The organism is Acidipropionibacterium jensenii (assembly GCF_005890135.1).
GTDB classification, from domain to species: Bacteria; Actinomycetota; Actinomycetes; order Propionibacteriales; family Propionibacteriaceae; genus Acidipropionibacterium; species Acidipropionibacterium jensenii.
Genome location: NZ_CP040635.1, coordinates 786,420 through 811,567, shown reverse-complemented (window position 1 = coordinate 811,567; position 25,148 = coordinate 786,420). Strand labels below are relative to the sequence as shown.

Annotated in this window: 22 protein-coding genes; 12 read left to right on the top strand and 10 right to left on the bottom strand. The window is 67.3% G+C overall.

Annotated features, from left to right (window positions below; translation table 11 throughout):
* The first annotated feature begins 184 nt into the window (after positions 1 to 184).
* Both FEZ32_RS03615 and FEZ32_RS03610 read left to right on the top strand, forming a co-directional pair.
* Complete coding sequence (locus tag FEZ32_RS03615; RefSeq protein WP_138679951.1) at positions 185 to 1,351, top strand: glycosyltransferase; 1,167 nt, start codon at positions 185 to 187, stop codon at positions 1,349 to 1,351.
* A 180-nt stretch (positions 1,352 to 1,531) separates the two neighbouring features.
* Positions 1,532 to 2,794, top strand: a complete 1,263-nt coding sequence (locus FEZ32_RS03610; RefSeq protein ID WP_244937945.1) for an O-antigen ligase family protein — start codon at positions 1,532 to 1,534, stop codon at positions 2,792 to 2,794.
* Here the strand turns inward: FEZ32_RS03610 and FEZ32_RS03605 are convergent.
* Complete coding sequence (locus tag FEZ32_RS03605) at positions 2,699 to 3,505, bottom strand: YveK family protein (protein ID WP_175415710.1); 807 nt, start codon at positions 3,503 to 3,505, stop codon at positions 2,699 to 2,701. The genes FEZ32_RS03610 and FEZ32_RS03605 overlap by 96 nt on opposite strands.
* 292 nt (positions 3,506 to 3,797) lie before the next feature.
* Between FEZ32_RS03605 and FEZ32_RS03600 the strand changes: the two genes are divergently transcribed.
* The 5 genes from FEZ32_RS03600 to FEZ32_RS03580 all read left to right on the top strand — a co-directional run bounded on the left by FEZ32_RS03600 (position 3,798) and on the right by FEZ32_RS03580 (position 9,878).
* On the top strand, positions 3,798 to 4,409 hold the full coding sequence (locus tag FEZ32_RS03600) for an acyltransferase (RefSeq protein WP_138679948.1): 612 nt from the start codon (positions 3,798 to 3,800) through the stop codon (positions 4,407 to 4,409).
* A gap of 145 nt (positions 4,410 to 4,554) precedes the next feature.
* Positions 4,555 to 5,667, top strand: coding sequence for a DegT/DnrJ/EryC1/StrS family aminotransferase (locus FEZ32_RS03595; RefSeq protein WP_138679947.1), 1,113 nt, complete (start codon positions 4,555 to 4,557; stop codon positions 5,665 to 5,667).
* Between the two features lies 1 nt (position 5,668).
* Positions 5,669 to 6,661, top strand: a complete 993-nt coding sequence (locus FEZ32_RS03590) for a Gfo/Idh/MocA family protein (RefSeq protein ID WP_138679946.1) — start codon at positions 5,669 to 5,671, stop codon at positions 6,659 to 6,661.
* A gap of 291 nt (positions 6,662 to 6,952) precedes the next feature.
* Entirely contained in the window at positions 6,953 to 8,458 is a 1,506-nt protein-coding gene (locus tag FEZ32_RS03585) for an O-antigen ligase family protein (RefSeq protein WP_138679945.1), read from the top strand.
* Between the two features lie 460 nt (positions 8,459 to 8,918).
* Positions 8,919 to 9,878, top strand: a complete 960-nt coding sequence (locus tag FEZ32_RS03580; protein WP_138679944.1) for a hypothetical protein — start codon at positions 8,919 to 8,921, stop codon at positions 9,876 to 9,878.
* Between the two features lie 273 nt (positions 9,879 to 10,151).
* Here the strand turns inward: FEZ32_RS03580 and FEZ32_RS03575 are convergent, their stop codons facing one another.
* The 6 genes from FEZ32_RS03575 to FEZ32_RS03550 all read right to left on the bottom strand — a co-directional run bounded on the left by FEZ32_RS03575 (position 10,152) and on the right by FEZ32_RS03550 (position 15,204).
* Complete coding sequence (locus FEZ32_RS03575) at positions 10,152 to 10,409, bottom strand: HPr family phosphocarrier protein (protein WP_138679943.1); 258 nt, start codon at positions 10,407 to 10,409, stop codon at positions 10,152 to 10,154.
* Between the two features lie 78 nt (positions 10,410 to 10,487).
* Positions 10,488 to 11,579, bottom strand: a complete 1,092-nt coding sequence (locus FEZ32_RS14135) for a 1-phosphofructokinase family hexose kinase (protein ID WP_138679942.1) — start codon at positions 11,577 to 11,579, stop codon at positions 10,488 to 10,490.
* 82 nt (positions 11,580 to 11,661) lie between these two features.
* Positions 11,662 to 12,603, bottom strand: coding sequence for an amino acid ABC transporter permease (locus FEZ32_RS03565; protein ID WP_138679941.1), 942 nt, complete (start codon positions 12,601 to 12,603; stop codon positions 11,662 to 11,664).
* The gene (locus tag FEZ32_RS03560) at positions 12,600 to 13,283 is read right to left on the bottom strand and encodes an amino acid ABC transporter permease (RefSeq protein ID WP_097799531.1); all 684 of its coding nucleotides are present in this window, start codon (positions 13,281 to 13,283) and stop codon (positions 12,600 to 12,602) included. Before FEZ32_RS03560 ends, FEZ32_RS03565 begins: the two co-directional genes overlap by 4 nt.
* A gap of 111 nt (positions 13,284 to 13,394) precedes the next feature.
* Positions 13,395 to 14,246 carry a glutamate ABC transporter substrate-binding protein gene (locus FEZ32_RS03555; RefSeq protein ID WP_244937896.1) on the bottom strand — a complete coding sequence of 284 codons (852 nt, stop codon included), beginning with the start codon at positions 14,244 to 14,246 and terminating at the stop codon, positions 13,395 to 13,397.
* 175 nt (positions 14,247 to 14,421) lie between these two features.
* Positions 14,422 to 15,204: an amino acid ABC transporter ATP-binding protein gene (locus FEZ32_RS03550; protein ID WP_097799529.1), complete on the bottom strand. Its 783-nt coding sequence runs from the start codon at positions 15,202 to 15,204 to the stop codon at positions 14,422 to 14,424.
* A 356-nt stretch (positions 15,205 to 15,560) separates the two neighbouring features.
* Between FEZ32_RS03550 and FEZ32_RS03545 the strand changes: the two genes are divergently transcribed.
* The 5 genes from FEZ32_RS03545 (at position 15,561) to FEZ32_RS03525 (ending at position 21,704) form a co-directional block, all read left to right on the top strand.
* Positions 15,561 to 16,859 carry a nucleotide sugar dehydrogenase gene (locus tag FEZ32_RS03545; protein ID WP_138679940.1) on the top strand — a complete coding sequence of 433 codons (1,299 nt, stop codon included), beginning with the start codon at positions 15,561 to 15,563 and terminating at the stop codon, positions 16,857 to 16,859.
* Positions 16,860 to 16,880: 21 nt separating this feature from the next.
* Positions 16,881 to 18,206, top strand: coding sequence for an O-antigen ligase family protein (locus FEZ32_RS03540; protein ID WP_138679939.1), 1,326 nt, complete (start codon positions 16,881 to 16,883; stop codon positions 18,204 to 18,206).
* A gap of 63 nt (positions 18,207 to 18,269) precedes the next feature.
* On the top strand, positions 18,270 to 19,370 hold the full coding sequence (locus tag FEZ32_RS03535) for a glycosyltransferase (protein ID WP_138679938.1): 1,101 nt from the start codon (positions 18,270 to 18,272) through the stop codon (positions 19,368 to 19,370).
* Between the two features lie 132 nt (positions 19,371 to 19,502).
* On the top strand, positions 19,503 to 20,576 hold the full coding sequence (gene wecB, locus FEZ32_RS03530; protein WP_138679937.1) for a non-hydrolyzing UDP-N-acetylglucosamine 2-epimerase: 1,074 nt from the start codon (positions 19,503 to 19,505) through the stop codon (positions 20,574 to 20,576).
* A 9-nt stretch (positions 20,577 to 20,585) separates the two neighbouring features.
* Entirely contained in the window at positions 20,586 to 21,704 is a 1,119-nt protein-coding gene (locus tag FEZ32_RS03525; protein ID WP_138679936.1) for a glycosyltransferase, read from the top strand.
* Between the two features lie 120 nt (positions 21,705 to 21,824).
* Here FEZ32_RS03525 and FEZ32_RS03520 read toward each other — a convergent pair whose 3' ends face one another.
* The 3 genes from FEZ32_RS03520 to FEZ32_RS03510 form a co-directional block, all read right to left on the bottom strand.
* Positions 21,825 to 22,895, bottom strand: a complete 1,071-nt coding sequence (locus FEZ32_RS03520; protein WP_138679935.1) for an FG-GAP repeat domain-containing protein — start codon at positions 22,893 to 22,895, stop codon at positions 21,825 to 21,827.
* A gap of 250 nt (positions 22,896 to 23,145) precedes the next feature.
* Positions 23,146 to 24,627 (bottom strand): hypothetical protein, encoded by a 1,482-nt coding sequence (locus FEZ32_RS03515; protein WP_138679934.1) that lies wholly within the window; start codon positions 24,625 to 24,627, stop codon positions 23,146 to 23,148.
* Positions 24,628 to 24,794: 167 nt separating this feature from the next.
* Positions 24,795 to 25,040 (bottom strand): hypothetical protein, encoded by a 246-nt coding sequence (locus FEZ32_RS03510; protein ID WP_138679933.1) that lies wholly within the window; start codon positions 25,038 to 25,040, stop codon positions 24,795 to 24,797.
* Positions 25,041 to 25,148 lie beyond the last annotated feature (108 nt).

Below are 25,148 nucleotides of genomic sequence, written 5' to 3'. Positions count from 1 at the left end.
ATTGCAGCGAGCTTCCAGGATGTTCCTGTACGCCGATTCGGAGCCGGCCGGACTCGTCCTCACACGACTGATCAGGGACACTCATGGAGTGGCCCCCATCGCGCTGCGTCTTGTGGCAGCCATCGCCGGTGGGCGATGTGAGCCACTACGCTTGGCCTCGGATTCGCGGACTCAGAGGAGACCCATGCCTACCAGCAGCCCAGATCGCTCGGCCCAGGAGCATGACCGAGGAGGCAGGTGTATCTATCACCTTCCGTACCCGATCGACATGGCCTCCAAGTTCGGTGGCCAGGTGCGCCCTGCGCGCATGATGGAGGCCCTCAGTCAGTGGGGAGAGGTGTGGTTGGTCGCGGGCACCGCAGCACAGCGGCGTCGGCAGATGCGCCTCGTCAGCGAGGCCATCCAAAGAGGCACGCACTTCGACTTCTGCTATTCCGAGTCCTCGACGATGCCGACTGCGCTCACCGAGCGGCATCACCTACCGACTCATCCTTTCGAGGACTTCGCCTTCCTCGCGCGGGTGCGCAAGGCTGGAATTCCGGTGGGACTGTTCTACCGAGATATTCATTGGAGGTTCCCGCTCTATGGCAAGGGGCTCTCGCCTCTTCGGCGCAAGGCCGCCATCGCGATGTACCGATATGACGTGATGGCCTATGGCCACTGCTTGGACGTCATATTCCTGCCGTCGTTGAAGATGGCGGACTATGTGGATCTGCCCTCCAATGTCCAGCTGGCCGAGTTGCCGCCCGGTCACAACATCGTCGAGGAGCCGAAAGAGGCTCCCGCTCACCCGCTGTCGCTGTTCTATGTTGGAGGATTCGGTGACATATACCGCCTTGACCGCCTTTTCGAGGCGGTGAACCGGGTTCCCGAGGTGCACATGACGGTGTGCACCCGACCCGAGGAGTGGGCTGCCGCAGAGCCACGGCTCAGGCAGTGGGTGGGGGAGAATGTTGAGATTGTGCACGCACTGGGGGCGGAGCAGCTGGCCCCCTATTTTGCTCGATGCAACGTTGCCACTCTTGCCGTCGAGCCGCAGCCGTACTGGACCTTCGCGGCTCCGTTGAAGCTCTACGAGTACATCGGAAACGGCAAGCCCATGCTCGCCTCCGAGGGCACCCTTGCCGGGCAGCGAGTGGCTGATGGTGGTCTGGGGTGGACGGTGCCGTGCACCACCGATGCCCTGGCAGGGAAACTGAAGGAGCTCTCGGACCATCCGGAAGAGGTGGGTCGAGCCCGGAAGACGGTGATGGAGGTACGGGACTCTCACAGCTGGAGGGGACGGGTGAGGCAGCTTGCCCAGGTTCTGGCCGATGTTGACCGGCGCCAGGGGTCGCACACTGGGAACTAGTCTGGGGGCGCGGGACCGCCCGCGGTTCATGACGACGGGAGTGCAATGGGGACCCTTGCAGGATCCACTGGGCAGAGCACGGCAAAGCGTGCTTCGGCCCCCTCAGCGGTGGGGAGCGGCGTCCGACCGGTTCCGGATCGAAGCTGGGCACCTGGCATGGTCTTGGCCGTCGTGGCCGCCATGCTGGTGATGCGGTTGCCCCTGAGCTTCATTCTGCTGCTGGTGGTGCCATGGTTCATGGTGTTCGTGGGCGTGGCCCGGAGCCGTTCAGGGCCAACCTGCCCACCGGTGGTCATTCTGCTGTCGTGGTGCCTGATCGGGTCCGCGTTGAGCGTGTTGCTCCTGCATCGGGACTCGTTGATCAGCACAAGCAACAATGCCGCCATCATGGTTGCCGTGATCGGCTTCGCTTGGGTGATGTATCGGTGTCAACGTCCTGAGCTGGCGGCACGGCGCACCCTGGAAGGGCTGTACTGGGGCGCGTTTGCAGTGTGGCTGATGGGCATCGGAGAGATGGTCACGGGCATCAAGCTGCTGCCCATCCTGTATCCGGGCGCCAACACGGTCGGCGCCGTCTCCACCAGCCGATTTGTGGTGAGCGCCACCTATCCGAACTACAACGACTTCTGTGTGGTCCTCGCCATGCTGTTCACCGGTGTGCTGGCCCGGATCTGGTTCCAGCCGGTGCGGGGGGTGCGCAACGCTGGCCGCTGGTTCGTGCTGCTCACCACTGCGTTCATGGTGACCTACATGGGATCGCGGGGAGCGCTGCTCGGCTGTGTGGCAGCCTTCGCGCTGCTCGCAATCCTCAATATCCGTCGGCTGCACCGTGCCGCGTTGGGGGTAAGGGCTGCGGTGCTGGGTGGATCGCTCTTCGTCGTGTCGGTCGTGGCGCTGCTCAGCAGCTCTTACATTCAGGACAACTCGACTGCGAAGCGCGGCGTCATCCTCGGGAATGCGCTCGCGATGTTGATGGGAAGTCCCGGGAACGCCCTGCTCGGTTACGGGTCACTGGTCGACTATCAAGCAGCGGCAGCCAGCGCCTACGGAGACATCCTGATGGATCCGCACAACGTGTTGCTCGAGTTCTGGTTGCGGTACGGCATTCTCGCCCTGGTGTTGTTCATCGCGATGTGGTTGTGGGTCCTGGTCCGCGGCTATCTTCCCCGCTCCCCCATGGTGAACTGGCAGACGGCCTTTGGCTTGGTGGTCGTGGTCCTTGTCCCTGTTCTGGGGGTGGTTCCGTCATCGACGCTGCGATATCACGTCACCTGGCTCTATCTGTTGGCGGTCGGGCTCCTGGTCGAGGTTGGCCAGCAGCGGAGACGCCAGTCAGTACCGTTCAGCTCAACTGAACTGTCGACGGCGGGAGTTCCGCATCTCGAGGGCGGCCATCGCGAGCAGGCCGACGACGATCCCAGCGATCGCGACGACAGCCGGTGACTTCAGCAGCTTTCCAGCCGTGCCGCCGGCGGCTCCGGTGGGTGACGGGTTCGCCGGCGACGGAAATGCGGGCTGGACGACGGTGAAGGTGGGCCTGCCGGCGCCGGAGACCACCGGTGGCAGGAGTCGGCCGGAGTCGTTCACGAAAGCCGCTGCATAGGCGTTGGCCCGCTGTTCGGCCTTCTTCTGATCGGTACCCAGAGCGTAGAAGGCGATGATCTGGCCGCCGCCCCCCCAGTACATTGAGAGCGCGTTGGAAAGCGTCTCGGTGGTGGTCCCGTCGTTGAGGATCTTTGCTGTGTCGGCCAACAGTGTGGCTGAGCTCTCGACAGCCAGGTAGCTGTTGATCAGACGGTCCGAGGAAGCAGCCAGCAACTGCGCCTGAGCCTCGTTCGTCGGCGCTGGCATGGTGACCATCACATGAGTTCGCGCCCACACTGAACCCACCGAGTCCGAACCGCTGGCAAGGCCTGCACCGAACAGGGCAGCTGCGACGACGACCGCCGTGATGATGCCCGCCAGCCAGTGATGCGCGAGCCTCTTGAGGTATCCCAGCAGATCAACGGGTTCGGGCTCACCAGAGACATCGGTCTGGGCGGTCACAGGGTCTTCGGACGGAGTCGGGTTGCTCACGATCCTGAATGCTACACAGCGGCGTCGCGGTGGACGCCGCGCGTGGGCTCGGTCGTCCGCCCGCTCCGAGTGCGCCACATGTCCCCCTCGATGCAGGAGCCTGACGCCGCCGGCGTCGGCGCACCGCCGGGCCACCCCGGGCGGTCCGGAGCGCACGCGCGACACCACGTCGCCCGCGGGTCCACACAGCCCCCGGGAACATCTCGCAACCGGGATGCGGGGGTGTTGTCGGCCTCGGCGTCCGGCCGGGAACCGCACTGATGGCCCGCCGATGGCCTTCCGAATGACAGACGCGCGCCCTCCTGAGGTGAAACGGGGGTCGTCATGAGTAGGCTGAGCACGTGACTCAGCACTCCAGAAGGGTGGATTCATGACGAAACCGCGGATCATTCCCACCGCCGATCTTGACGATGGTGTGACCATCGGCGACGGTTCGTCGATCTGGCACCTCTCCCAGGTGCGCTCCGGTGCGGTGCTCGGCGAGAACGTCGTCGTCGGCCGCGGCGCCTACATCGGCGAGGGGGTGCATGTCGGCGACAACTGCAAGATCCAGAACTACGCGCTGGTCTACGAACCCGCGTACCTGGAGGACGGCGTCTTCATCGGACCTGCCGTGGTCCTCACCAATGACCACTTCCCGCGGGCCTGCAACCCCGACGGCAGCGTCAAGAGCGCCGACGACTGGGAGCCGGTCGGCGTCACCCTCAAGCACGGATGCTCGGTCGGTGCCCGCAGCGTCTGCGTCGCCCCGGTGACGATCGGGGAGTGGGCCACTGTGGCGGCAGGTTCGGTGGTCGTCAAGGACGTCCAGCCCTATGCCCTGGTGGCCGGCGTCCCGGCCCGCCGGATCAAGTGGGTCGGCCGCTCCGGCTTCCCGCTGGATCCCGAGGGTGAGCACAAGTGGGTCGACACCCGCACCGGCGACCATTTCGTCGAGGATCCCGCCACCGACACCCTCAGCCTGGTGTCCGAAGGTCGATGACCAGACGGGGCCGCCGACCGTTCCTGGTCGACTCAGAGCGACTGCCACTGCTGGCGCAGCACCCCGCACAACTCAATCCGAGCGCAGGCCCAGGCCACCGCGCAGGACGTCATTTCACACAGCGTCATTCACACAAGGAGCTCACGTGAGCAACGAATTCATTCCCCCGGCCAAGCCGATCATCGGCGAGGATGAGCGCAAGGCCGTCGACGCCGTGCTGGCCTCCGGGCAGGTCGCCCAGGGACCGCAGGTGCACGCCTTCGAGGAGGAGTTCTCCGCCCAGGTCGTCGACGGCGTCCACGCAGTGGCCGTCAACTCCGGCACCTCGGCCCTGCACATCGGGCTGCTGGCCTCCGGCGTCGGCCCCGGCGACGAGGTCATCGTGCCCTCCTTCACCTTCGCCGCCACCGGCAACTCGGTGGCCCTGGCCAATGCCAAGCCGGTCTTCGCCGACGTCGACCCGGCCACCTTCACCCTCGACCCGGCCTCGGTGGAGGCCTCGATCACCGAGCACACCGTCGGCATCCTGCCGGTGCACCTGTACGGTCTGCCGGCCAACATGCCGGCCCTCAAGAAGATCGCCGACAAGCACGGTCTGGTGCTCTTCGAGGACTGTGCCCAGGCCCACGCCGCCGCCATCGACGGCAAGCACGTCGGCACCTTCGGCACCTTCGGCGCCTTCTCCTTCTACCCGACCAAGAACATGACCGCCGGCGAGGGCGGCATGATCACCACCTCGGATCCCGAGGTCGCCCGCAAGGCCGCGATGATCCGCAACCAGGGCATGGAGAAGCGCTACGCCAACGAGCTCATCGGGCTCAACAACCGGCTCACCGACATCAATGCGGCGATCGGCCGGGTGCAGCTCACCAAGCTGGCCGGCTGGACCAAGACCCGCCAGGCCAACGCGGCCTTCCTCACCGCCAACATCACCGAGGCGGTCACCCCCTTCGTCCCCGAGGGCTACGAGCACGTCTACCACCAGTACACGATCCGCCTGGAGGGGGCCACCGGCGCCGAGCGCGACCGCTTCACCGCCGCCCTGAAGGACGAGTACGCGGTCGGCTCCGGCGTCTACTACCCGATCCCGAACCACCGGCTGCCCTCGCTGGCCCCCTACGCTCCCGGGCTCGATCTGCCGAACACCGAGAAGGTCGCCTCCGAGTGCGTCTCGCTGCCGGTCCACCCCTCGCTGTCCCAGGAGGACCTGGAGCGCATCGTCACCGCCGTGAACGCGGCCGCGAAGGCCGGAGCCTGAGATGGCGAACCTGCGCGCCGGCATGGTCGGCATCGGATCGATGGGCAAGAACCACGTCCGCAACCTGCGGGCCATTGACGGTGTCGACCTGGTCGCCATCGCCGATGCCGCGGGCAAGGACCCCTACGGCGTCGCCGGCGACCTCCCGGTGCTGCCGGACGTCGACGACGTCATCAAGGCCGGCGTCGACTACTGCGTCGTCGCCGCTCCCACGAAGTACCACGAGGAGATCGGCCTGAAGCTGGCCGAGGCCGGCGTCAATGCTCTTATCGAGAAGCCCCTGGCGTACGACACGGCCGCGGCAAGGCATCTGGCCGATGCTTTCAGCAGCCGGGGGCTGGTGGGTGCCGTTGGCCACATCGAGCGCTACAACCCGTCCCTCCAGTCGCTGCGCAAGCGCCTGGAGAACGGCGACCTGGGCGATCTCTACCAGGTCGCGACCCGTCGTCAGGGCCCCTTCCCGGCGCGGATCGCCGACGTCGGCGTGGTCAAGGACCTCGCCAGCCACGACATCGACCTCACCAGCTGGGTGACCCAGCGCGACTTCGAGTGGGTTGCGGCCCGCACGATGTTCAAGGCCGGGCGTCAGTACGAGGACATGGTCTCGGCGACCTGCTCGCTGTCGGGCGGGCTGATGAGCAATCACCTGGTCAACTGGCTCACCCCGACCAAGGAGCGTCGCACCTATGTGACCGGTGAGAAGGGCATGTTCGTCGCCGACACCCTCACCGCCGACCTCACCTTCTACGCCAACGCCAATGTGGAGACGGTGTGGGACGACATCGCGAACTTCCGCGGCGTCGCCGAGGGCGATGTCACCCGGTTCGCGATTCCCAAGCCGGAGCCGCTGCGCACCGAGCACGAGAACTTCCGCGACGCCGTGCTGGGCAAGAAGTCCGACATCGTCACCATGGAGCAGGGTGCCAAGGTGGTGCAGGTCTGTGAGGCGATGATCCGTTCGGCCGCGACCAACGAGTTCGTCAAGATCGACTGAGTCCGACTGAGTCCGACTGAATCCGGCTGAGTTCGGCTGGGGGCGGTTGAGTCCGGCCTCGGCCGGAAGCGGCCGAGCTCGGTCGGCTTGGCCGGCTTGGCCGGTGGCGGCTGCTGCCGGCCCCAGGACGGAGCGGGTGCCCGGGTGTGCCAGAACTGGCCGCCCGGGCACCGCTGCGCGTCGGGGACGTTGAGTGTGGCCGGATGCGTCGGGACCGAATGTGTCGGGTCGTCGCCCGACCTGCACCGTTAGGATGAGCACATCACGAAGTCTGAGCAGCAGGGTGGCGTCATGGACGCAGTGCGCCCTGGCGCGGCCAGACTGGCGGCCGATCTCCTCGCCCACCCGGTGAGCTGGCTGGCCGAACTGGTGCTGGCCGTGCTGCTGGTCACCTGCACCTTCGTCACCACCGAGCGGGGAATGGCCGACGACCGGCGCTACCCGATCATGCTCGGGCTGCTCGCCGGATCCCTCGTGGTGTGCCTCCTGCTGTGGCCGGTGAAGTGGCTGCTGGACCGTACGGGTCGCGGTCGTTCGGGTCTCGGAAATCGTGGGGATCGCGCGGGAGAGTCGGGCCGGTCGGGTCAGTCGGGCCCTGTGGGTGTGCCCGACCAGTCGGTCCAGGCGGGTCTGCCCGAGCGGCCGGCGGTGCGGGCTGCCGTCCTTGTCGCCGGACCCTTCCTGGCGATGCTGGTGTGGGCGGCGTGCACCATTCCGATGCACTCCCACTACGTGCTGGCCGGCCGGACGGCGTCGGCCATGGTGCGGGTCACTGTTCCGGCGTCGGCTCTGGTGGTGCCGCTGCTGGAGTCCGTTCTGGTGCTGGTGACTGCCGTCATGCTCGTCCTGCTGATCGGGCGGGACAGGCTGGCCGACGCACTGTGGCGGGCGTGTCTGGTGCTGGCGGTCGTCACACCCGTCGACCTGGTTCGAGAGTTCTTGTGGGAACCGAAGGTGGGATGGAGGCTGGCCACCCGGTTCGGCGGGGCCGCCATCTACCACACCGCGCTCATTCTGGGGATCGGGATCGCTGCTGACGGCATTCGGCGCGGGAGACATCGAGTGCTGTCCTGGTTGATGGTGGCCAGCTTCGTGTTCGCCCTGGTGGCCAGCGGGTCACGGGCCGGATTCATCGATCTCGGACTGCTGTGCGTGGCCCTGCTGATCTGGGGGCGTCCTGCTCGCATCGGCACCCGCCACAGGCACTTCCTGAAGGGAGTCATCGGGTTCCTGGTGGCCGGCGCGGCGGTGCTGTGGATGGGACAGCTGCGCGGCGTCGGACTGGTCGATCATGGGCGTGCGCAGACCTGGCGGGTGGCTTGGGAGAGCATCTCCGCCAGTATCGGCAGTGCCCTGTTCGGCAAGGGGTACGGCGTGATGTGGCCGTGGTTCGCCACCGAGAGCGGGCAGGTGCCGGGGGCCTCCCACGCGCTGCGGGTGACGGGATTCGGGGTGAGCCTGCCGCACGCCCACAACACCGTGGTCCAGATCGCCGCGGAGCTCGGTCTTCTCGGCGTCGTGCTGGCACTGGCCAGTCTGGTGGCCGTGGTGGTGTTCTGTCTGCGCGGCATCGGGGGTCTGCACGGGGCGACCTGTCTGGCCGTGCTGGCGACCTTCCCCGGGCTGGTGCTGGACACCTATCTGGTGAAGAACTTCCCCACCTCGCTGATGTGGTGGGTGGTGGCGATCTCGGTGGCCGTCCTGATGAGTCGCCGGACACACCCTTCCGCCGACTCCTCGTCGCCCGTTCCGGCGTCTCCTTCTTCCTCGTCCCCGTCCGGCAAGACCGCCTCCTGACCCCGGCCTTCCTGACGCCGGCCCATCTTCCATTCCCCGCCCCTCCTCCCTTCCCGGCCCTCCCCCTCTCCTCGCCCTCCCTACTCGCCTCCGCTCATCCGCGTTGATCCAGTTACTCGGCGTTGATCCAGCTACAAGAGGATCAACGCCGAGTAACTGGATCAATGCGGCAGGGGTCTGGCAGCAGGCAGGGGTCTGGCAGCAGGGAGGGGTCCAGCAGCAGGTAGGGGTCTGGCAACAAGAAGAGTCGGGTGGCAGACAAGCGTCCAGCAGCAGGCAGGCTTCAGCCCTGAGTGGGTCGGACGATGCCGAGTCGGCAGGACGCCGTGTTGCCCTGGGCGATCCAGCAGCCGGTCGGCACCTGTGGACAGAATCGGGGCCGTCGACACCGCCAAGAGTTATCCACAGTTCAGGTGCCGGCTCCTGGACGGTTGTCGGGTCGGTGTGGCTGACTCCTGCCATGACGAGGGCGACACCGCGGGTGAGGATGGTCAGAGATCTGGTGCGCGGCGGGGTGAGCCACGAGGTGCTCGCCCGGGGAAAGCGGGACGGCACCTGGACACCGGTCCGTCGGGGAGCCGTCGTCCCCGGTGACCTCGCCGAGGACGTCCGCGGTCGTCACCTCGATCTCGTGGACGCGACCATCCCGATGCTGGCCGATGACGGCTGGGCACTGAGTCATGTCTCGGCTGCTGCGCTGCTCGGACTACCGCTGTCGGGACGGGGCCTGGACTCGGTGTGGATCACCAGGGCGCCGGGTCGCGGGCAGAGTTCGCACCGACGTCCACAACTGGTGACGCGGGTGTGCACGATCGAACCTGACGAGATGATCGAGGCGCAGGGCATCCGTCTCACCAGCATGGAAAGGACCGTGGTGGACGTCGCCAGGCAGTTCGGTTTCGTCACCGGTGTGATGTGCGCCGACGCGGCGCTGGCCGAGGGCGGATCCCGGACCGTCCTGGCCGATCTGGTCGCCCGCGGTGCCGGACGGCCTGGGAACAAGGTCGCACGGGCCGTGGCGGCCTTCGCCGATGGGACCGTCGAGAGTGCCGGCGAGTCCTTGATGCGCGCGCAGCTTGAACTGCACGGCTGCCCCAGACCGATCCTGCAGTACGTGGTCCTCACCGAGGACGGACGATTCGTCGCCCGATGCGACTTCGGATGGCCCGAGGACGGGTTGGTGGGGGAGTACGACGGCCGGGAGAAGTACGGCGCCCTCGTCAGACCGGGACAGACGGTGTCCGAGGTCGTGATGCCGGAGAAGGCCCGGAAGGCGAGGATTCGGGACCAGGGTCTGGAGATCATCCGGTTCACCGCAGACGACCTGCGCCGACCGTCCTTGGCGGCCGGACGACTGCGGCGGGCGATGTTCCGCAGCAGCGGTTCCGACACCACCGAGCAGCCCGCGACTCCGTGGTGACCCTGCGACGTCCCGCCCCTGCGTGCTGACTCTCCGGCGCTGCACCGGCAACGTCGCAATCCGCTGGATCCGGTTGCCGTCGACCCCGACAACCCCACCCCTCCCGACCCATCCCTCCCGACCCATCTCGCGTTGATCCTCTTGTAGCTGGATCAACGCCGAGTAACTGGATCAACGCGGTCTGAGGACGACGTACTGTCAGGGCAAGACGGCCTTCGGGGGATCAGCGGGCGAGACGGCCCTGGGGATCAGTGGGGCTAGAGAGACTGAGGATCAGGCGTCGAGGTCCTTGGCAACCAGATCGGCGATGGTCTCGACGTCGGCCTCCTTGTTCCCCTCGACAGTGACGTAGTCGCCGGATCCGGCGCCCAGAGTCATGATGAGCAGGACGGAACGGGCGTCGACGGGCTCGTTGCCCTCGGTGGCAAGGGTGACCGTTGAGCCGAGCTTGGCGGCCTCCTGGGCGATGGTGGCGGCGGGGCGGGCGTGCAGCCCGACCGAGGAGCCGACGGTGACAACCTTCTTGGCCATGATGTGTCTCTTCCGGTGATGTGCTGGAGCCCCGCGACGGCGGCTGACGACTCCTTGACGATATCCAATCGGCAAGGCCTACCGGCAGCGGTTCACGCTGACGGACACCGCGGCGGCCTGCTCGGCGGAGGGCCGACCGGTCCCGGGCATGCACACCGCAGCGGTCCCGTACGCGACGGCGGTGCGCAGCGCCGTGGGGGCATCAGACCCGCGGTCACGGGCCAGCAGGAGTCCGGCCAGGGCTGCGTCCCCCGCCCCGACCGTCGAGCGGACGTCGACCGGACCGGTCACCGCCTGCCAGCAGGAGTCGCGACCCACGAGCAGCGCCCCGGCACCGCCGAGGGTCACCAGAACCTCGCGAATCCCCTTGCCAACAAGGGTTCGGGCAGCCTCGATCACCGCGGACAGGTCGCCGCCGGAAGTGCTGGCCTCCATCTGTGCGCCGTCTCCTCCGCACACCTGGGCGAGCTCGGTCGAGTTGGGGGCGATGAGATCGGGAGCACATCCGGGGCATCGGGAGACGAGCGCCGCCAGCGGCGCGTCGGAGGTGTCGACGGCGATCCGCACACCACTGGAACCCAGCTGTTCGCGGAGCCGAGCGACCATCGAGGCGTACCAGTCGGCGGGGACGCCGGGAGGCAGTGACCCGGTCATCACCACCCATTCGGGCGAGTCATCACCGGCTCTGCCACCCGACCCGGCAGCGGTGCCTGAACCGCTCCCCGAGACCGACCCGGCATCTACGTGCGGTCCCGTGCTCCGGATCGGGGAGGGAGACGGCGCGGCACCGTTGAGCGCCGCAGCCAGGACGGCCTGTTCGAGGGCCCTGAGCTGTGGACCGTCGAGCCTGGCCCCGGGCTCGTTGAACTTGGTGGTGGTGCCGTCCGGTGCGGTGACGGTGAGGTTGGTGCGGACCGCCCCGGTGATCGGCACCCCGAGGTGGGGGACGCCGTCACGGACCAGGCCGGCGAGCAGCGGGTCATCGGCTCCGTCCGGGACGACCGCCAGGGTGGCGACGCCGGCGGCGTGCAGCACCGCCGAGATGTTGACCCCCTTGCCGGCCGCCACCGTCACCGAGTCGACGAGACGATGGACCTGTCCGGGCACAAGGGGTCCCTCGAGTCGGACCGTGCGGTCGAGGCTGGGGTTCGCGGTGACTGTGAGGATCACGGCGTCCAGCCTGTCACGACCGCGGGCAGTTCCGTTCGGCGATCCGAGTCCACTGCCTAGCGACCAGTGCCCCGGGCGCCCCTCACACCTCGTCCGGAGGACGCCTCTTCTCGTGGATGCCGGACTGGTCGACGACCTCCTCCAGGGCCCCCTCGTCGTGCAGGAAGGACTCCTGGTGGGCCTGCTCGATGGTCACCATCCGGGTGCCGCGGCTGCGTCCCATCCTCTTCTGGAGGTACTCGGCCAGCTGGGTGAGGGAGTAGTTGATGACGATGAACAGCACCGCGGCGATCAGGAAGACCGGGATGATGTTCGTCCCGCCGCTGGACAGGTTGGTCGCCGAGCGCAGCAGCTCCGGGTAGGTGATGATGTAGCCCAGCGCGGTGTCCTTGACGATGATGACGAGCTGACTCACCAGGGCCGGCATCATCGCGGTGATCGCCTGGGGCAGCAGGATCATCCGGCGGGTCTGGCCCAGGGACAGCCCGATCGACAGTCCCGCCTCGGTCTGCCCGCGCGGCAGGGAGTTGACGCCGGCGCGCAGCAGCTCGGCCATCACCGCGCCGTTGTAGAAGGTCAACCCGGCGACCACTCCGACCAGGCCCTTGAGGTTCGGCGGGACCAGGGTGTTGAAGGGGGCGGCGAAGACCATCAGGTAGTAGAAGAAGAGCATCGCCATCAGCACCGGGACGGCGCGGAAGAACTCCACCAGGATCGAGCAGACCCAGCGCAGCGGGCGGACGAAGCTCATCCGGCCCATGGCCAGCACGAATCCCAGCAGGGAGGCCAGGATCAGGGCGGCCGCGGCGGCCTGCAGGGTGTTGATGATGCCGGGGATGAAGTAGTCGGTCCAGGCCTCCCCGGTGAACACCGCCGACCAGGCATCGGCCCCCAGCTGGGAGCGCAGTCCGTAGATCAGCAGGGCCACCAGGGCGACGATGAGGATGACGCCGACGATCCCGATGATGCGGTGCCGGTGGAGGGCCTTGGGGCCGGGTACGTCGAACAGAACGCTGTTGCTCATCGCTGCACCGCCAGTCGGGTCGAGGCCCAGGAGACGAGCATCCCGACCGGAAGGGTGAGGATGACGAAGCCCAGGGCCATCAGGATGAAGATCGCGTAGATGAACTGTGGCGAGAACTCGATCATGTTCTTCATGACGTAGGAGGCCTCGGCCACCCCGATCGCCGAGACCACGGTGGTGTTCTTGGTGAGCGAGATGAGGGTGTTGCCCAGTGGCGTGATCGCCCCGCGGATCGCCTGGGGGAGGATCACCTGGCTGAGGGTCTGCCCGAAGGTGAGTCCGACCGATCGGGCGGCCTCGGCCTGCCCCGATGGGACCGTGTTGATCCCCGACCGGATGCCCTCGGCGACGAAGGTCGAGTGGTAGACCGACAGCGCGACGCTGCCCCACCAGAACAGCTGGACCGAGGATCGGGCGGTGCTGCCGGCAAGTCGCCAGGCCAGCACGTTGTAGAAGGCCAGGGCGCAGAAGGTGACGATCACCGTCAGCGGGGTGTTGCGGATCAGCTCGACGTAGATCCTGCCGAAGACCTGGAAGGCTTTGACCGGGCTGACTCGCATGATCGCGACGATGGTGCCGAGGATCAGCGATCCCAGCGCGGCGACGACCGTCAGCTTGATCGTCATCCAGAACCCTCCCAGCACGTCATAGTCGCGCATCAACTGGGCAAGATCGGACATGAATCACCTCCAGGGTGGGGTTTGACCCGCCCCGCCCGGGCCGAGCGGCCCGGGCCGAGCGGCCCGGGCGGGGGAGTCGGAGTGAGTGTCGGGTTCAGCTGCGGGCTGCCGTCACTCGCCCTCGGTGGGCTTGGGCGGGTTGGTCTTCTTGTTGTAGGAGAACTCCGGGACGTTGTCCTTGAGGGCCTTCTCCCAGGCGCCGTCGTCGATCATCTTCTTGATCGCCGCGTTGATCTTCTTGGCGTCCGCGGTGTCGCCCCTCTTGATGCCGACGCCGTACTGCTCGGTGGTGAAGGGCTTGCCGACGACCTTCAGCTTGCCCTTGTACTGGGGCTGGCTGGCGAATCCGGCGAGGATGATGTCGTCGGTGGTGACGGCGTCAATGGTGCCGGCCGACAGGGCGGCGACGCACTTGGAGTAGGTGTCGTACTCCTGGAGGTCGACCTTGGAGGCGTAGCTGTCCTGGATCTTCTTGGCCGAGGTGGAACCGGTCACCGAGCACAGCTTCTTGCCGTTGAGGGAGTCGGGGCCGGTGATGCTGGTGTTGTCGGCCTTGACCAGCAGGTCCTGGCCGGCGACGAAGTAGGGTCCGGCGAAGGAGACCTTCTCCTTGCGCTGGTCGGTGATCGAGTAGGTGGCGAAGATCATCTTCACCTGTCCCGACTGCAGCATCGTCTCGCGCTGGGCCGAGGGGGTCTCGATGAAGTTGACCTTCGAGTAGCCGAGTTCCTTGGCGACGTAGTTGGCGACGTCGACGTCGAACCCCTTGAAGCTGGAACCGTCCTTCATCCCCAGGCCGGGCTGGTCGTACTTGATTCCGATGTTGACGGTGCCGCCGCCGCCCGCGGAGCCGTCGTCGGAGCTCGAGCCGCTCTCCCCGGCCACGCAGCCGGACAGTGCCGAGAGGCCGAGGGTCGCGGTGATGAGGACCGCTGCCGCCTTGCGCATGGACTTCATTGACATCGTGTGCTTCTTCCTGGTCGTGTCGGTTGGGAGTCCGGCGGCCGGGGTGCACGTCTGTGGTTGTGCGCTCCCAGGTCGTCGGAGGTCGTGGTGTTCTCGCGAGTCGTGATGTTCTCGCGGGTCATGGTGCCGAGCGAGTCGTGGTGTCACGGGGATTGTCGGTGTCGGGACGGAATCAGTGCAGGATCTTGCCCAGGAAGTCCCGGGCCCGGTCGCTGGTGGGATTGGTGAAGAAGGTCTCCGGGTCGGACTTCTCGACGATCTGGCCGTCGGACATGAAGACCACCCGGTTGGCGGCCTTGCGGGCGAACCCCATCTCGTGGGTGACGACGATCATCGTCATGCCGCCGCGCGCCAGGGAGACCATCACGTCGAGGACCTCCTGGACCATCTCGGGGTCCAGGGCGGAGGTCGGCTCGTCGAAGAGCATGATCTGGGGCTCCATCGCCAGCGACCGGGCGATCGCGACGCGCTGCTGCTGGCCGCCCGACAGCTGTGCCGGGTACTTGCTGGCCTGGTTGGCGACGCCGACCCGCTCCAGAAGCTCGCGGGCCTTCTTCTCGGCCTCGGCGCGCGGACGCTTGCGCACCTTGACCGGGCCGAGCATGACGTTCTCGAGGATGGTCTTGTGGGCGAACAGGTTGAACGACTGGAAGACCATGCCCACCTCGGCGCGCAGTCTGGCCAGTTCACGGCCTTCGTGGGGGAGTTGGGTGCCGTCGATGGTGATGGTCCCCGAGTCGATGGTCTCGAGGCGGTTGATGGTGCGGCACAGGGTCGACTTCCCGGAGCCCGAGGGGCCGAGCACGACCACCACCTCGCCCTTGGCGACGGTGAGGTTGATGTCCTTGAGGACGTGCAGGTCCCCGAAGTGCTTGTCCACGTGCGAGAGCTCGAGAATCGTCTCGCCGATCTGGTGCACCAGGGGGCCGGTGTCCTCGGGGTTGAAGGCTGCCATGCGGGGAGGTTAGCGGCACAGGCGTCCTCGAAGCGCGAATATGTGCAGTATGGAACAGTATTCTTACTCAACTGTGACCATTGTTATCTGTTCGTAACACAGGCGGAGGGTGTCGCAGCGTCGCGGGATGCGCTCCTGCTGGGACCCGGCACAGCTCAGGACACCTCCAGGGGGCGTGCTGCACGGTTCCGGGCGGCCGTCTCCCGGCGTCTGGCAGGGTCCCGCAGAGGGAGTCCCGCAGAGGGAGTCCCGCAGAGGGAGTCCGGCACCGTCGCCCGCTGTGCGGGGTTTCGGGGGACGGACCGTCGCCCTCGACTAGACTGCTGGCGTTACTCAACCTGCGCGAGGAGTCCTGAATGAAGATCGCCGTCGTCGCCATGGGCAAGATTGGCCTGCCTCTGGCTGTCCAGTTCGCGGAGAAGGGCCACGACGTCATCGGCGTCGACGTCCAGCAGAGGGTCGTCGACGAGGTCAACAAGGGCAATGAGCCGTTCCCCGGCGAGGCCTTCCTGGACGAGAAGCTCAAGAAGCTGGTTCCGGCCGGCAAGCTGCACGCCACCCTCGACTACGCCGAGGCGATTCCCGGCGCCGATGCGGTCGTGCTGGTCGTGCCGCTGTTCGTCAACGATGAGACCTGGGAGCCCGACTTCGGCTGGATGGACACCGCGACCAAGTCGCTGGCCGAGCACCTCACCCCCGGCACCGTCATCTCCTACGAGACCACTCTGCCGGTCGGCACCACCCGCAACCGCTGGAGGCCGATGATCGAGAAGATCTCCGGTCTGAAGGAGGGCAAGGACTTCACCCTGGTGTTCTCCCCCGAGCGGGTCCTCACCGGCCGCGTCTTCGCCGACCTGCGCCGCTACCCGAAGCTGGTCGGCGGTCTGAGCCCCGAGGGCACCGCCAAGGGCATCGCCCTCTACGAGCAGCTGCTGGACTTCGACGAGCGTCCCGACCTGCCCCGCCCCAACGGCGTGTGGACGATGGGTACCGCCGAGGCCGCCGAGATGGCCAAGCTCGCCGAGACCACCTACCGTGACGTCAACATCGGACTGGCCAACCAGTTCGGCAAGTTCGCCGCCAAGAACGGCATCGACGTCTACAAGGTCATCGACGCCTGCAACTCCCAGCCCTACTCGCACATCCACCGTCCCGGCATCGCCGTGGGCGGCCACTGCATCCCGGTCTACCCGCGGCTGTACCTGTGGACCGATCCCGACGCCACCATCGTCCGGACCGCCCGCCAGGCCAATATGACGATGCCGCAGTACTGCGTCGACGAGGCCGCCGCGGTGCTGGGCGACCTCAAGGGCAGGAAGATGGTCGTGCTGGGCGCCTCCTACCGCGGCAAGGTCAAGGAGACCGCCTTCTCCGGGGTCTTCCCGACGGTCAAGGACCTGGCCGACGCCGGCGCCGAGGTCAGCGTCCACGACCCGATGTTCACCGATGCGGAGCTCGAGAAGTTCGGATTCACCCCGTACCACGTCGGCGAGCCGGTCGACGGTGCGCTGCTGCAGGCCGACCACCCCGAGTACAAGGACTTCACCCCGGCCGATCTGCCGGGCATCAAGGTCCTGGTGGACGGCCGCCATGTCGTCGATCCCGCCAAGTGGGACGGCGTCAAGGTCATCGTGATCGGTGACGGCGAGGCCTGATCCGAACCGAATCGGCCCTCGATGGCTGATCAGGAACCACCGCGGCGGTCGGCTGTCGATGACGGCACGGCCGCCGCGACGCATCTGCCAGGACGCCGGCGCCGGGCGCTGGTCGCCTGGTGCGTCGGCGCCCTGCCGGTCGCGGCCCTGCTGGGGCCCTGGGCCGGGGCGGGACCACTGTTCGGCTACCGGGTGCTGGTGGGCGTCGTCGCCGTCATCGCGGTGGTCCTCGGACGCCGCAGCCGGGCCAGCCTGGCGGTCCTTGGACTGGCCGTGCTGTGGCTCGGTGTGGGCGCCGCCACGGCGCTGACCGGAGGAATCGGCCGGCAGTGGAGCGAGCTGGTCGCGGTCGCTCTGGGACTGGCCGGCGTCTGGTCGATGACCAGGCTGCGCCGCTTCGACCTGGTGCGCTGGCTGGCGCGAGGCTGGACGGTGGCGATCGGCATCAGCCTGCCGGTGGCGGCCTGGGAGGTGGCCACCGTACGTCACCTGAGCAGCTATCTCAACGGGGTGTGGCGCGGCTATCCCGGCGTCTACCGGGCCCCCGCCACCTGGCTGACCAACCCCAATCTGTATGCGGTGCTCACCGCGATCGCCGTTCCTCTGCTGGCTGTCCGGTGTCGACGGGAGAGCGGGCCGTGGCGATGGGCGATGGCCGCCGGCGCCGCAGCGTCCGCCGTCCTGCTGGTGCTCACCTCGGGCCGTTCGGCGATGCTGGCGCTGGCCTGCGCGGTTGCGGTGCGGGTGCTGGCCTCGCGCCGGTGGCGGTGGCTGCTGATCGCCTGCACGGTGGTCGCGATGGGCGTCCTGGTCGCGCTGCGCGGCGACTCCCTGGCCCGGGCATGGCACCGGGTGGTCGGCGTCGTGATGCACCACTCCAACGAGGGTCCGTCCTCCCTGTCGGTGCGATCCGCCCTGGTGGCGGTGGGGCTGAGACTGGTGAGACAGCACCCGTGGGTGGGCACCGGGCCCGGCGGATACGAGGCCTCGGTGCGCGCAGGAGGGCTGCCGTGGACCCTCCACGGCAAGGTGAACCCGCACTGCGGGGTGCTGGAGATCGCCTCCCAGTACGGCCTGGTGGTGACGGCGGCCCTGGTGGTGATGGCGGTGCTGGCGGCCGTCGTGGTGGTGCGCCGCGGCAGGGGCGGCAGCGAGCGGTGGTGGGTCGTCGGCCTGCTGGTCGCCATGCCGATTCTGTCCTTCGCCAACAGCACCTACCTGGTGCAGTCGGTCACCCAGCTGACCTGGCTGCTGGCCGCGGCGGTCATCAGCTGTGAACCGGAGGAACCCGTCGGGTCGCTGCCGGAATCAGTGCTCGCCAGGCAGAGTGACGGCCGATCTCGATAGGCTGACACTCCGAGACCAGTGCGAGCCCTGCCAGACGCGGGCTCTGACAGAAGGTGCGGAACTATGCGAGTTCTCCTGGTGGGAGCGGCTTCCTCGATTCATATGGTCCGGTGGGCCAATGGGTTGGCTGAGCGCGGACATGATGTGCATCTCGCCACGGCTCACCGGCCCGGTCGACACACATTCAGTCGGGACGTTCACCTGCATCTTGCACCGGACCTGCGTGCCGGCCGCTATCTCACTGACGCCTGGTGGTTGCGGCGGTTGGCAGACTCGGTTGACCCGGACATCGTCAACGTGCACTTCGCCACCGGGTACGGACTGATGGCCCGACTCGCACACATTCGGCAGCCAACCTTGTTGTCGGTGTGGGGGGCCGACATCTACGACACGCCACGGCGCAACGCGGCGGCCGCCCGAATCGTGAGGGACAACCTCGCTGCGGCCACCCGGCTGGCCTCCACCAGCCTGTGCATGGCGGACGTCATCCGTCACTACGCCGGACGGCGGCCGATATCGATCACCCCATTCGGTGTCGACACCGATGAGTTCGTGCCCAGCCCTCGTCCTGAGGATGGTGTGGTGCGTGTCGGGACGGTCAAGGCACTGTTCGCCAAGTACGGCATCGACGACCTCATCAGGGCTTTCGCGGTGGTGCGTGAGCATCGAGCCGACCAAGGTCTCGAGTTGCACCTCTATGGCGAAGGACCCGACGAAGGTGCACTGCGCGAGCTCGCGTCCGGTCTGGGCCAGTCAGTCGTCTTCCACGGCGCAGTGCCCCATGAGGAGGTGCCGAAGGCGTTGGCCGGCCTGGACGTCTTCGCAGCCCTGTCGACTCTCGACTCCGAGAGTTTCGGAGTGGCAATCCTGGAAGCAGGAGCATGTGGGCTTCCGGTGGTCGTCACCAACACGGACGGACCGGCAGAGGTTGTGGAGCAGGGCCGCACCGGCCTCATCGTCCCCCGGCGGGACGTTGGTGCTGCAGCAGCGGCGCTCGGGCGTCTCGTCGACTCCTCGGACCTCAGGCGGCGAATGGGCCAGGCCGGACGCCACCACGTTCTCGCCCACTACTCATGGAAGCTGAGTCTTGAACTGATGGAACAGGCCTACCGTGACACCATCCACGATGCCTCGCGTTCACCTGAGCGGCGTGGGCGGCACTGAGGCTCGTAGCTCGGCAGAGTCTAGAGTCTGAAGGGCTTGGTCCGAATGACCTGAGTAGGGCGGAGACTCGGAGCGGGTCCCCGGGGCGGACGTCTGATGGCGATCCCGGTAGTTCAACTGAGAGGAACAGATTTGCGAGTCGTCAGCATCGTCGGCGCCAGACCGCAGTTCGTGAAGCTGGCCCCGGTGGCCAAGGCCTTCGCGGCGGCCGGGATCGACCACAAGATCATCCACACCGGACAGCACTATGACGTGAACATGTCCGACTCCTTCTTCATCGAGCTGGGCATCCCGGCCCCCGATCTCCACCTGGGTGTCGGCGGCGGCTCCCACGGCGTGATGACCGGCCGGATGCTCGAACAGCTCGATCCCGTCCTGGAGGAGATGGATCCGGACTGGGTGCTGGTCTACGGGGACACCAACTCCACCATCGCCGGAACCCTGTCCGCGGTGAAGATGCACCTTCCGGTGGCTCACCTGGAGGCCGGCCTGCGCTCCTTCAACCGGCGGATGCCCGAGGAGCACAACCGGGTGCTCACCGACCACGCCGCCGATCTGTGTCTGGCTCCCACCGAGGTCGCCATGAAGCACCTGGCCGACGAGGGACTGGCCTCGCGCTCGATCCTGGTGGGCGACGTGATGACCGACGTCTGCATGCAGGTGCGCGACTCCGTGCTGGCGAAACCGCGCCCGGTGCCCGGCGTCGCCGAGGGCGAGAAGTACATCCTCGCCACCATCCACCGCGCCGACAACACCGACGAGCAGGACCGTCTGGAGCACATCCTCGACGCCCTGGGATCCCTGGACCGCAAGGTCGTCCTGCCGGTCCACCCCAGGCTCCGGGTGCGGGCGAAGACCGACGGCATCACGATCGCCCGCGGAAATCTGGAGACCATCGACCCGCTGGCCTACCCCGACATGGTCAATGCGGTGATCCACGCGGACGGCGTCATCACCGACTCCGGCGGCCTTCAGAAGGAGGCCTTCCTGCTGCGGACGGTGTGCACCACGGTGCGCACCGAGACCGAGTGGACCGAGACCGTCGACAACGGCTGGAACATCCTCGATCCCGACGCCGAGCACCTGGCCGCCACCGCGGTGCGTCCGGCACCGGTGGGAGATCCCGGTCATCCCTACGGCGACGGCCATGCCGCGGCGAAGGTGGCCGAGGTGCTGCTGGCCGCCAAGACCCCCGATCGGGACTGAGTGGCTGGAGTGAGTCAGGCTTCGCCGAGGGTCGTCCACCTGTCGACCGTCCACAACGGCCACGACAATCGCGTCTTCAACAAGGAGGCGCGCGCGGTGGCCGCCGCCGGCTACGACTTCCACCTGGTCATCAGCGCCGAGCGCGACGGGCTCGACGACGGCGTCCCGGTGGTCGCGCTGCACCGCACCGGGGGGCGGGTGCTGCGGATGCTGGCGGGCCAGCCGGAGGCCTGGCGGGCGCTGAGCAGGCTGCGTCCCCAGCTGTTGCAGATCCACGACCCGGAGCTCATCCCGATGGCCCTGCTGTGGGGCCGCAGCCACCGCTGCAAGGTGATCTACGACGCCCACGAGGACCTGGTCGGCCAGGTCGACACCAAGCCCTATCTCAACCGCCTCACCCGGCCCCTCGTCCGGTGCACCGCCCGCATCCTGGTCGGACTGGCCGACCGCGGCGCCGACAGCATCGTGGCAGCCACCGAGACGGTCGCCGCCGGGTTCGGCAACAGCCGCACGGTGGTGGTGCACAACTACCCCTGGCTGGCGAACTTCACCGTCGATCCCGCCCCGGTGGCCGGACGCCTGGTCTACGCCGGTGATCTCAGCCAGGAGCGCCGGCTCTCCTTCATGATCGACGTCGTCCGGGCCCTGCGCGAGCGGGTCCCGAAGGCCCACCTGGTGCTGGCCGGACGTCCGCTGAGGGGCTGCGGACCGGTGGTCGAGGCGGCGGTGGCCGAGGGCCTGGTGGACCATCTCGGCCTGGTGGCGCCGACCAGGGTGCCGGCCGTGCTGGCCAGTGCCCAGGTGGGTCTGGTGTTCCTGGAGCCGCTGCCCAACTACGTCCGGTCGCTGCCCACCAAGCTGTTCGAGTACATGGCCGCCCAGGTGCCGTTCTGCGCCTCCGACTTCCCGGCCTGGCGTCAGATGTTCGCCGGGTACCATGCCGGACGGTTCGCCGACTCGGAGTCGGTGCAGGCCGCCGTGCAGGTGCTCGCCGAGATGCTGGAGGACCCGGCCGGCTGCGCCCGGATGGGCGCGGCGGGCAGGGCCGCCGTCGACCGGGGCCTCACCTTCGAGGCCCAGGCCCAGGTGCTGCTGGATCTCACCGCTCAGCTGGTGGGGCGGCCCTGAGCCCCAGGGCGCTGCAGAGACGGAGAGTACTGGTCCTCGTCGACGAGTTCGGGGGTGATGCCCACACTGGGCCCTCTCCAGGCTTCGCGGAGTCGGGGGAGCTGGTCAGGAGCCTGTGGATCAGCCGAGGACGTTGTACTGGTAGAAGTCGTAGCCGATCATGTGCTTGGCGCCCCATCGGCCGTTTCCAAGATTCTCGTAGAGGTAGAGCGGACCGCGGTCAGTGGGGTTCCCGTTGTTTCCCTCCTGCGGGACATACATGTTCGTGGGATGGTTCAGGTTCTGCAGCCCGACCAGGTCCCACAGTCCGTCGCCAGTCATGTCCCCGGGTACAAGAGCGATCTGGAATCCGTTCCATCCTCTTCCACACTGTCCGGCATTGCTCAGTTTGCCGAGACCGGCCCCGCGGTAGCAGAACAGTCCGCCGTTGTTGTCGATCGCCATGAGGTCGTACTTCTTGTCTCCGACCAACTGACCGGGAGCCAGGATGAACCTGACACCACCCCAGTTCCTCCCGATCTGGCCGACGTTGCTCAGCGCGCCGTCGACTCCCATGGTGTAGCCGTACAGGTTCCCGTCCGACTTGCTCCTGGCCACCACATACTGCACACCATCCCCGTTGAGCTGGCCGGCAAAGATGATCTGGTCCATGCCGCTCCAGTTCTTACCGACCTGCGGTCCTTTGACGAGGTAGCCACTGCCCTGGTTGTAGTAGGCATACATCTGGCCATCCTGGATCGCCAGGAAGTCGCACCACTTGTCGCCGTTCAGGTCAACCGTGGGCATGAGGGATGTGACGTTGTGCATGTGGTAACCGATATCACCCGGATACTTCATGATGTCGATGTGGCGCTGCTGATGATACATATACGGAGGCACGGCAGAGAAGAATGAAGCGATGCCGTTGGCCTTGTTCATCTTTGACCACCGACCGTCCCACTGAATTCCCCAGATATCTGCGTACTTGTCACCTGTGCTGTCACCGAACACGTTGTTCCCCGTGGACCCAGTCGTGTGCGGCGCGGGGTTCTCAAGTTCCCAGTCCTGCCCCGAGGGTGTCCCGGGGACGATCAACGGCTGATAGGGCGTCGCATAGTCGGCGTGGGCGACGCTGGCGGTGCACAGCGAGCCCAGCAGGGTCGCTCCGGCGGCGATGGCGGTGACGAGACGGCGTGCAAGGTGTTTCGGCAAGAGGATGGGCCTTCGACGGAGGGTTCGACCTTGAATCAGGGGACACGCTATTCCCCTCGGGCGAGGTTCCGCCAGCCGGTTTTGTCCCGATATTGGGGACGACAGGGAGTTCGATGGTATTCCCGATGTGTGCCCTTGTGGCAGCGCACGCATCGGGTTCGTGGCGCCGGGCCGGCCTCCGCGAGGACTCAGGCCAGGGGTCAGGCCTGACCGGCCGGACGGGAATGACGTGACGGGGTGCTTCGAAGCGCTACTTCGCCCTGGCCGTGCAGTACATCGCCAGAATTCCGGTGATCGCGATCGGGTGGCACTGGGACGGACTCGCCGTGTTGATCATGATCTGGGTGTTGCTGTCGGTGTCTGCCTGCGGGCTCAGATACATCAGCCACAGGGTGTCGTGGTCGGCGAGTCGGACACCGGAGGGGAATGTCAGTCGGCTGACATAGCGGTCAGGGGTGAGGGCGGCGACGGTGCGCGGGTCGTCCGGGTGCGAGGTCGTCCCCACGGCCCACTGCGGATCGAGGTTGCCGGCGATGCGCACCTCGGGATGGGTATGGCGAGTGGTCATCGCGAGTCGGACGGCCGCTCTGAAGTCGGTCTTCCACGGACTGCGGTTGGCGGAGACGACGGTGGCCAGACCGGCCGTCAGCACGATCACCAGGGCACTGCTGAGGAGGGTCCGGACAGCAGGTCGGCCGGGCACCGAGACGACGAGGAGGCCAAGGGCGATCCGGATCACCGGGTCCACGACGATGAGATTGCGGGGGGTCCACAGCGGGGTGATCTGGGAGACCAGCCAGCTCGAGGTGATGATCAGCACGGCCAGCAGAGCCAGGCCGGTCGCGGCCGAGATGGCCGGCGGGGAGGGTGTGCCGCGGGACGACGCCGAGCGTCTCCAGTAGCGGTTCAGCGCCACCGTGAGTACCACGATGACCAGGGCAGGTCCCGCAGGGGTGTGCCACACGAATCCGCCATTGGTCATCGACGGGACACCCCAACTGAAGACGCTCTGGAGCAGGAGAGTGACTGCCGAGAGGTCGGGTCTGGCGTTCCAGGAGGTGCCGGCGGCGAACCCCGGCACCGTGAGCCGGCCATGGATGATCCAGATGGCTTCGGGGAGGCAGACCACCGCGAGAAAGAGGAGGCCGCGCAGCGGACGCATCCTGCCACGGGGGACCAGCACGACGAGGCTGCAGCCGGCGAGTACCAGACCGAACAGGTGGGTGAGGGAGGCCAGCACCCCGAGGCCCAGATGGACGGCCTGGCGCCGTGCGGTGGGCCCGCCCGTGCGGGGCTCCCACTCGAGTCGGAGATGACTGACGGTCAGTGCGACCGCCAGTGCCCACAGCAGACCGTAGGGGCGGATCTCCTGCCCGTACACGAATCCCAGTCCGCTGGTGGCCACCGCGGCGGTGAGCAGCCAGCGGGTCGGCGCGGGTATCGGGGTCCGCCTGAGCATGAGCGGCACACAGGCGATGCCGAGGGTGGTCACCAGTGCCGAGAATGCCCGGGCACGCACGGCGCCCACGGACACGATGTGATTCCACAACCACACCAGCATGGCGAAGAATGGCGTGTGGATCTCGGTGTGTCCCCGGTCTCGCAGCCGGGTCAGACCGCCGCTGGTCTGACTGAGAGTGAACTGCTCATCGGACCAGACGCTCTGGGCGCCGAGCTGGGTCCACCGGGGAATGACGGCCAGGACGATGGCCCCACCGATGAGGACCGCCATGACAACGGTCTGGTGTCGCGCCAGCCAGTCACGAGCCCCAGTCAGGAGAGTGGGGTGGTCGTCACCTCGCCTGGTGCCGGTGGAGGGCGACGACATGTGCATGGCCGCAGCCTAGACTGCGGACCGGGTGGGGGCAGTGCCCTGGCGGTGTCGAGCCTCGACAGCTCTCAGGCGGTGAAGTAGGAGGGGGCGGTGCCGGGACGGCCGTGGCCGCCGGCCGGCGTGGCGTGGCCGTCGGAGCGCGGCGAGTTGCGGCGTCCGCGGCCCCTCCTGCGGCTGTCGTGCTCCAGATCGCGCAGCTGGTGCTTGAGGTCCCCGGCCACATCATGGCTGTGCCGACGGCAGCGACTGCTCAGCACGATGAGGGCGCCGGCTGCGACGAGACCCGCGATGATGATCGTTGTCCTGTTCATGCTGTGAGGCTAGTGCGCCCCGGACGCTGCGTCACGGGCACTTCGCCACAAGGGGACCGCGGCCCGGGCTCCCGTGATCTCCCCGCATTTAGGATCTCGGCACCCACA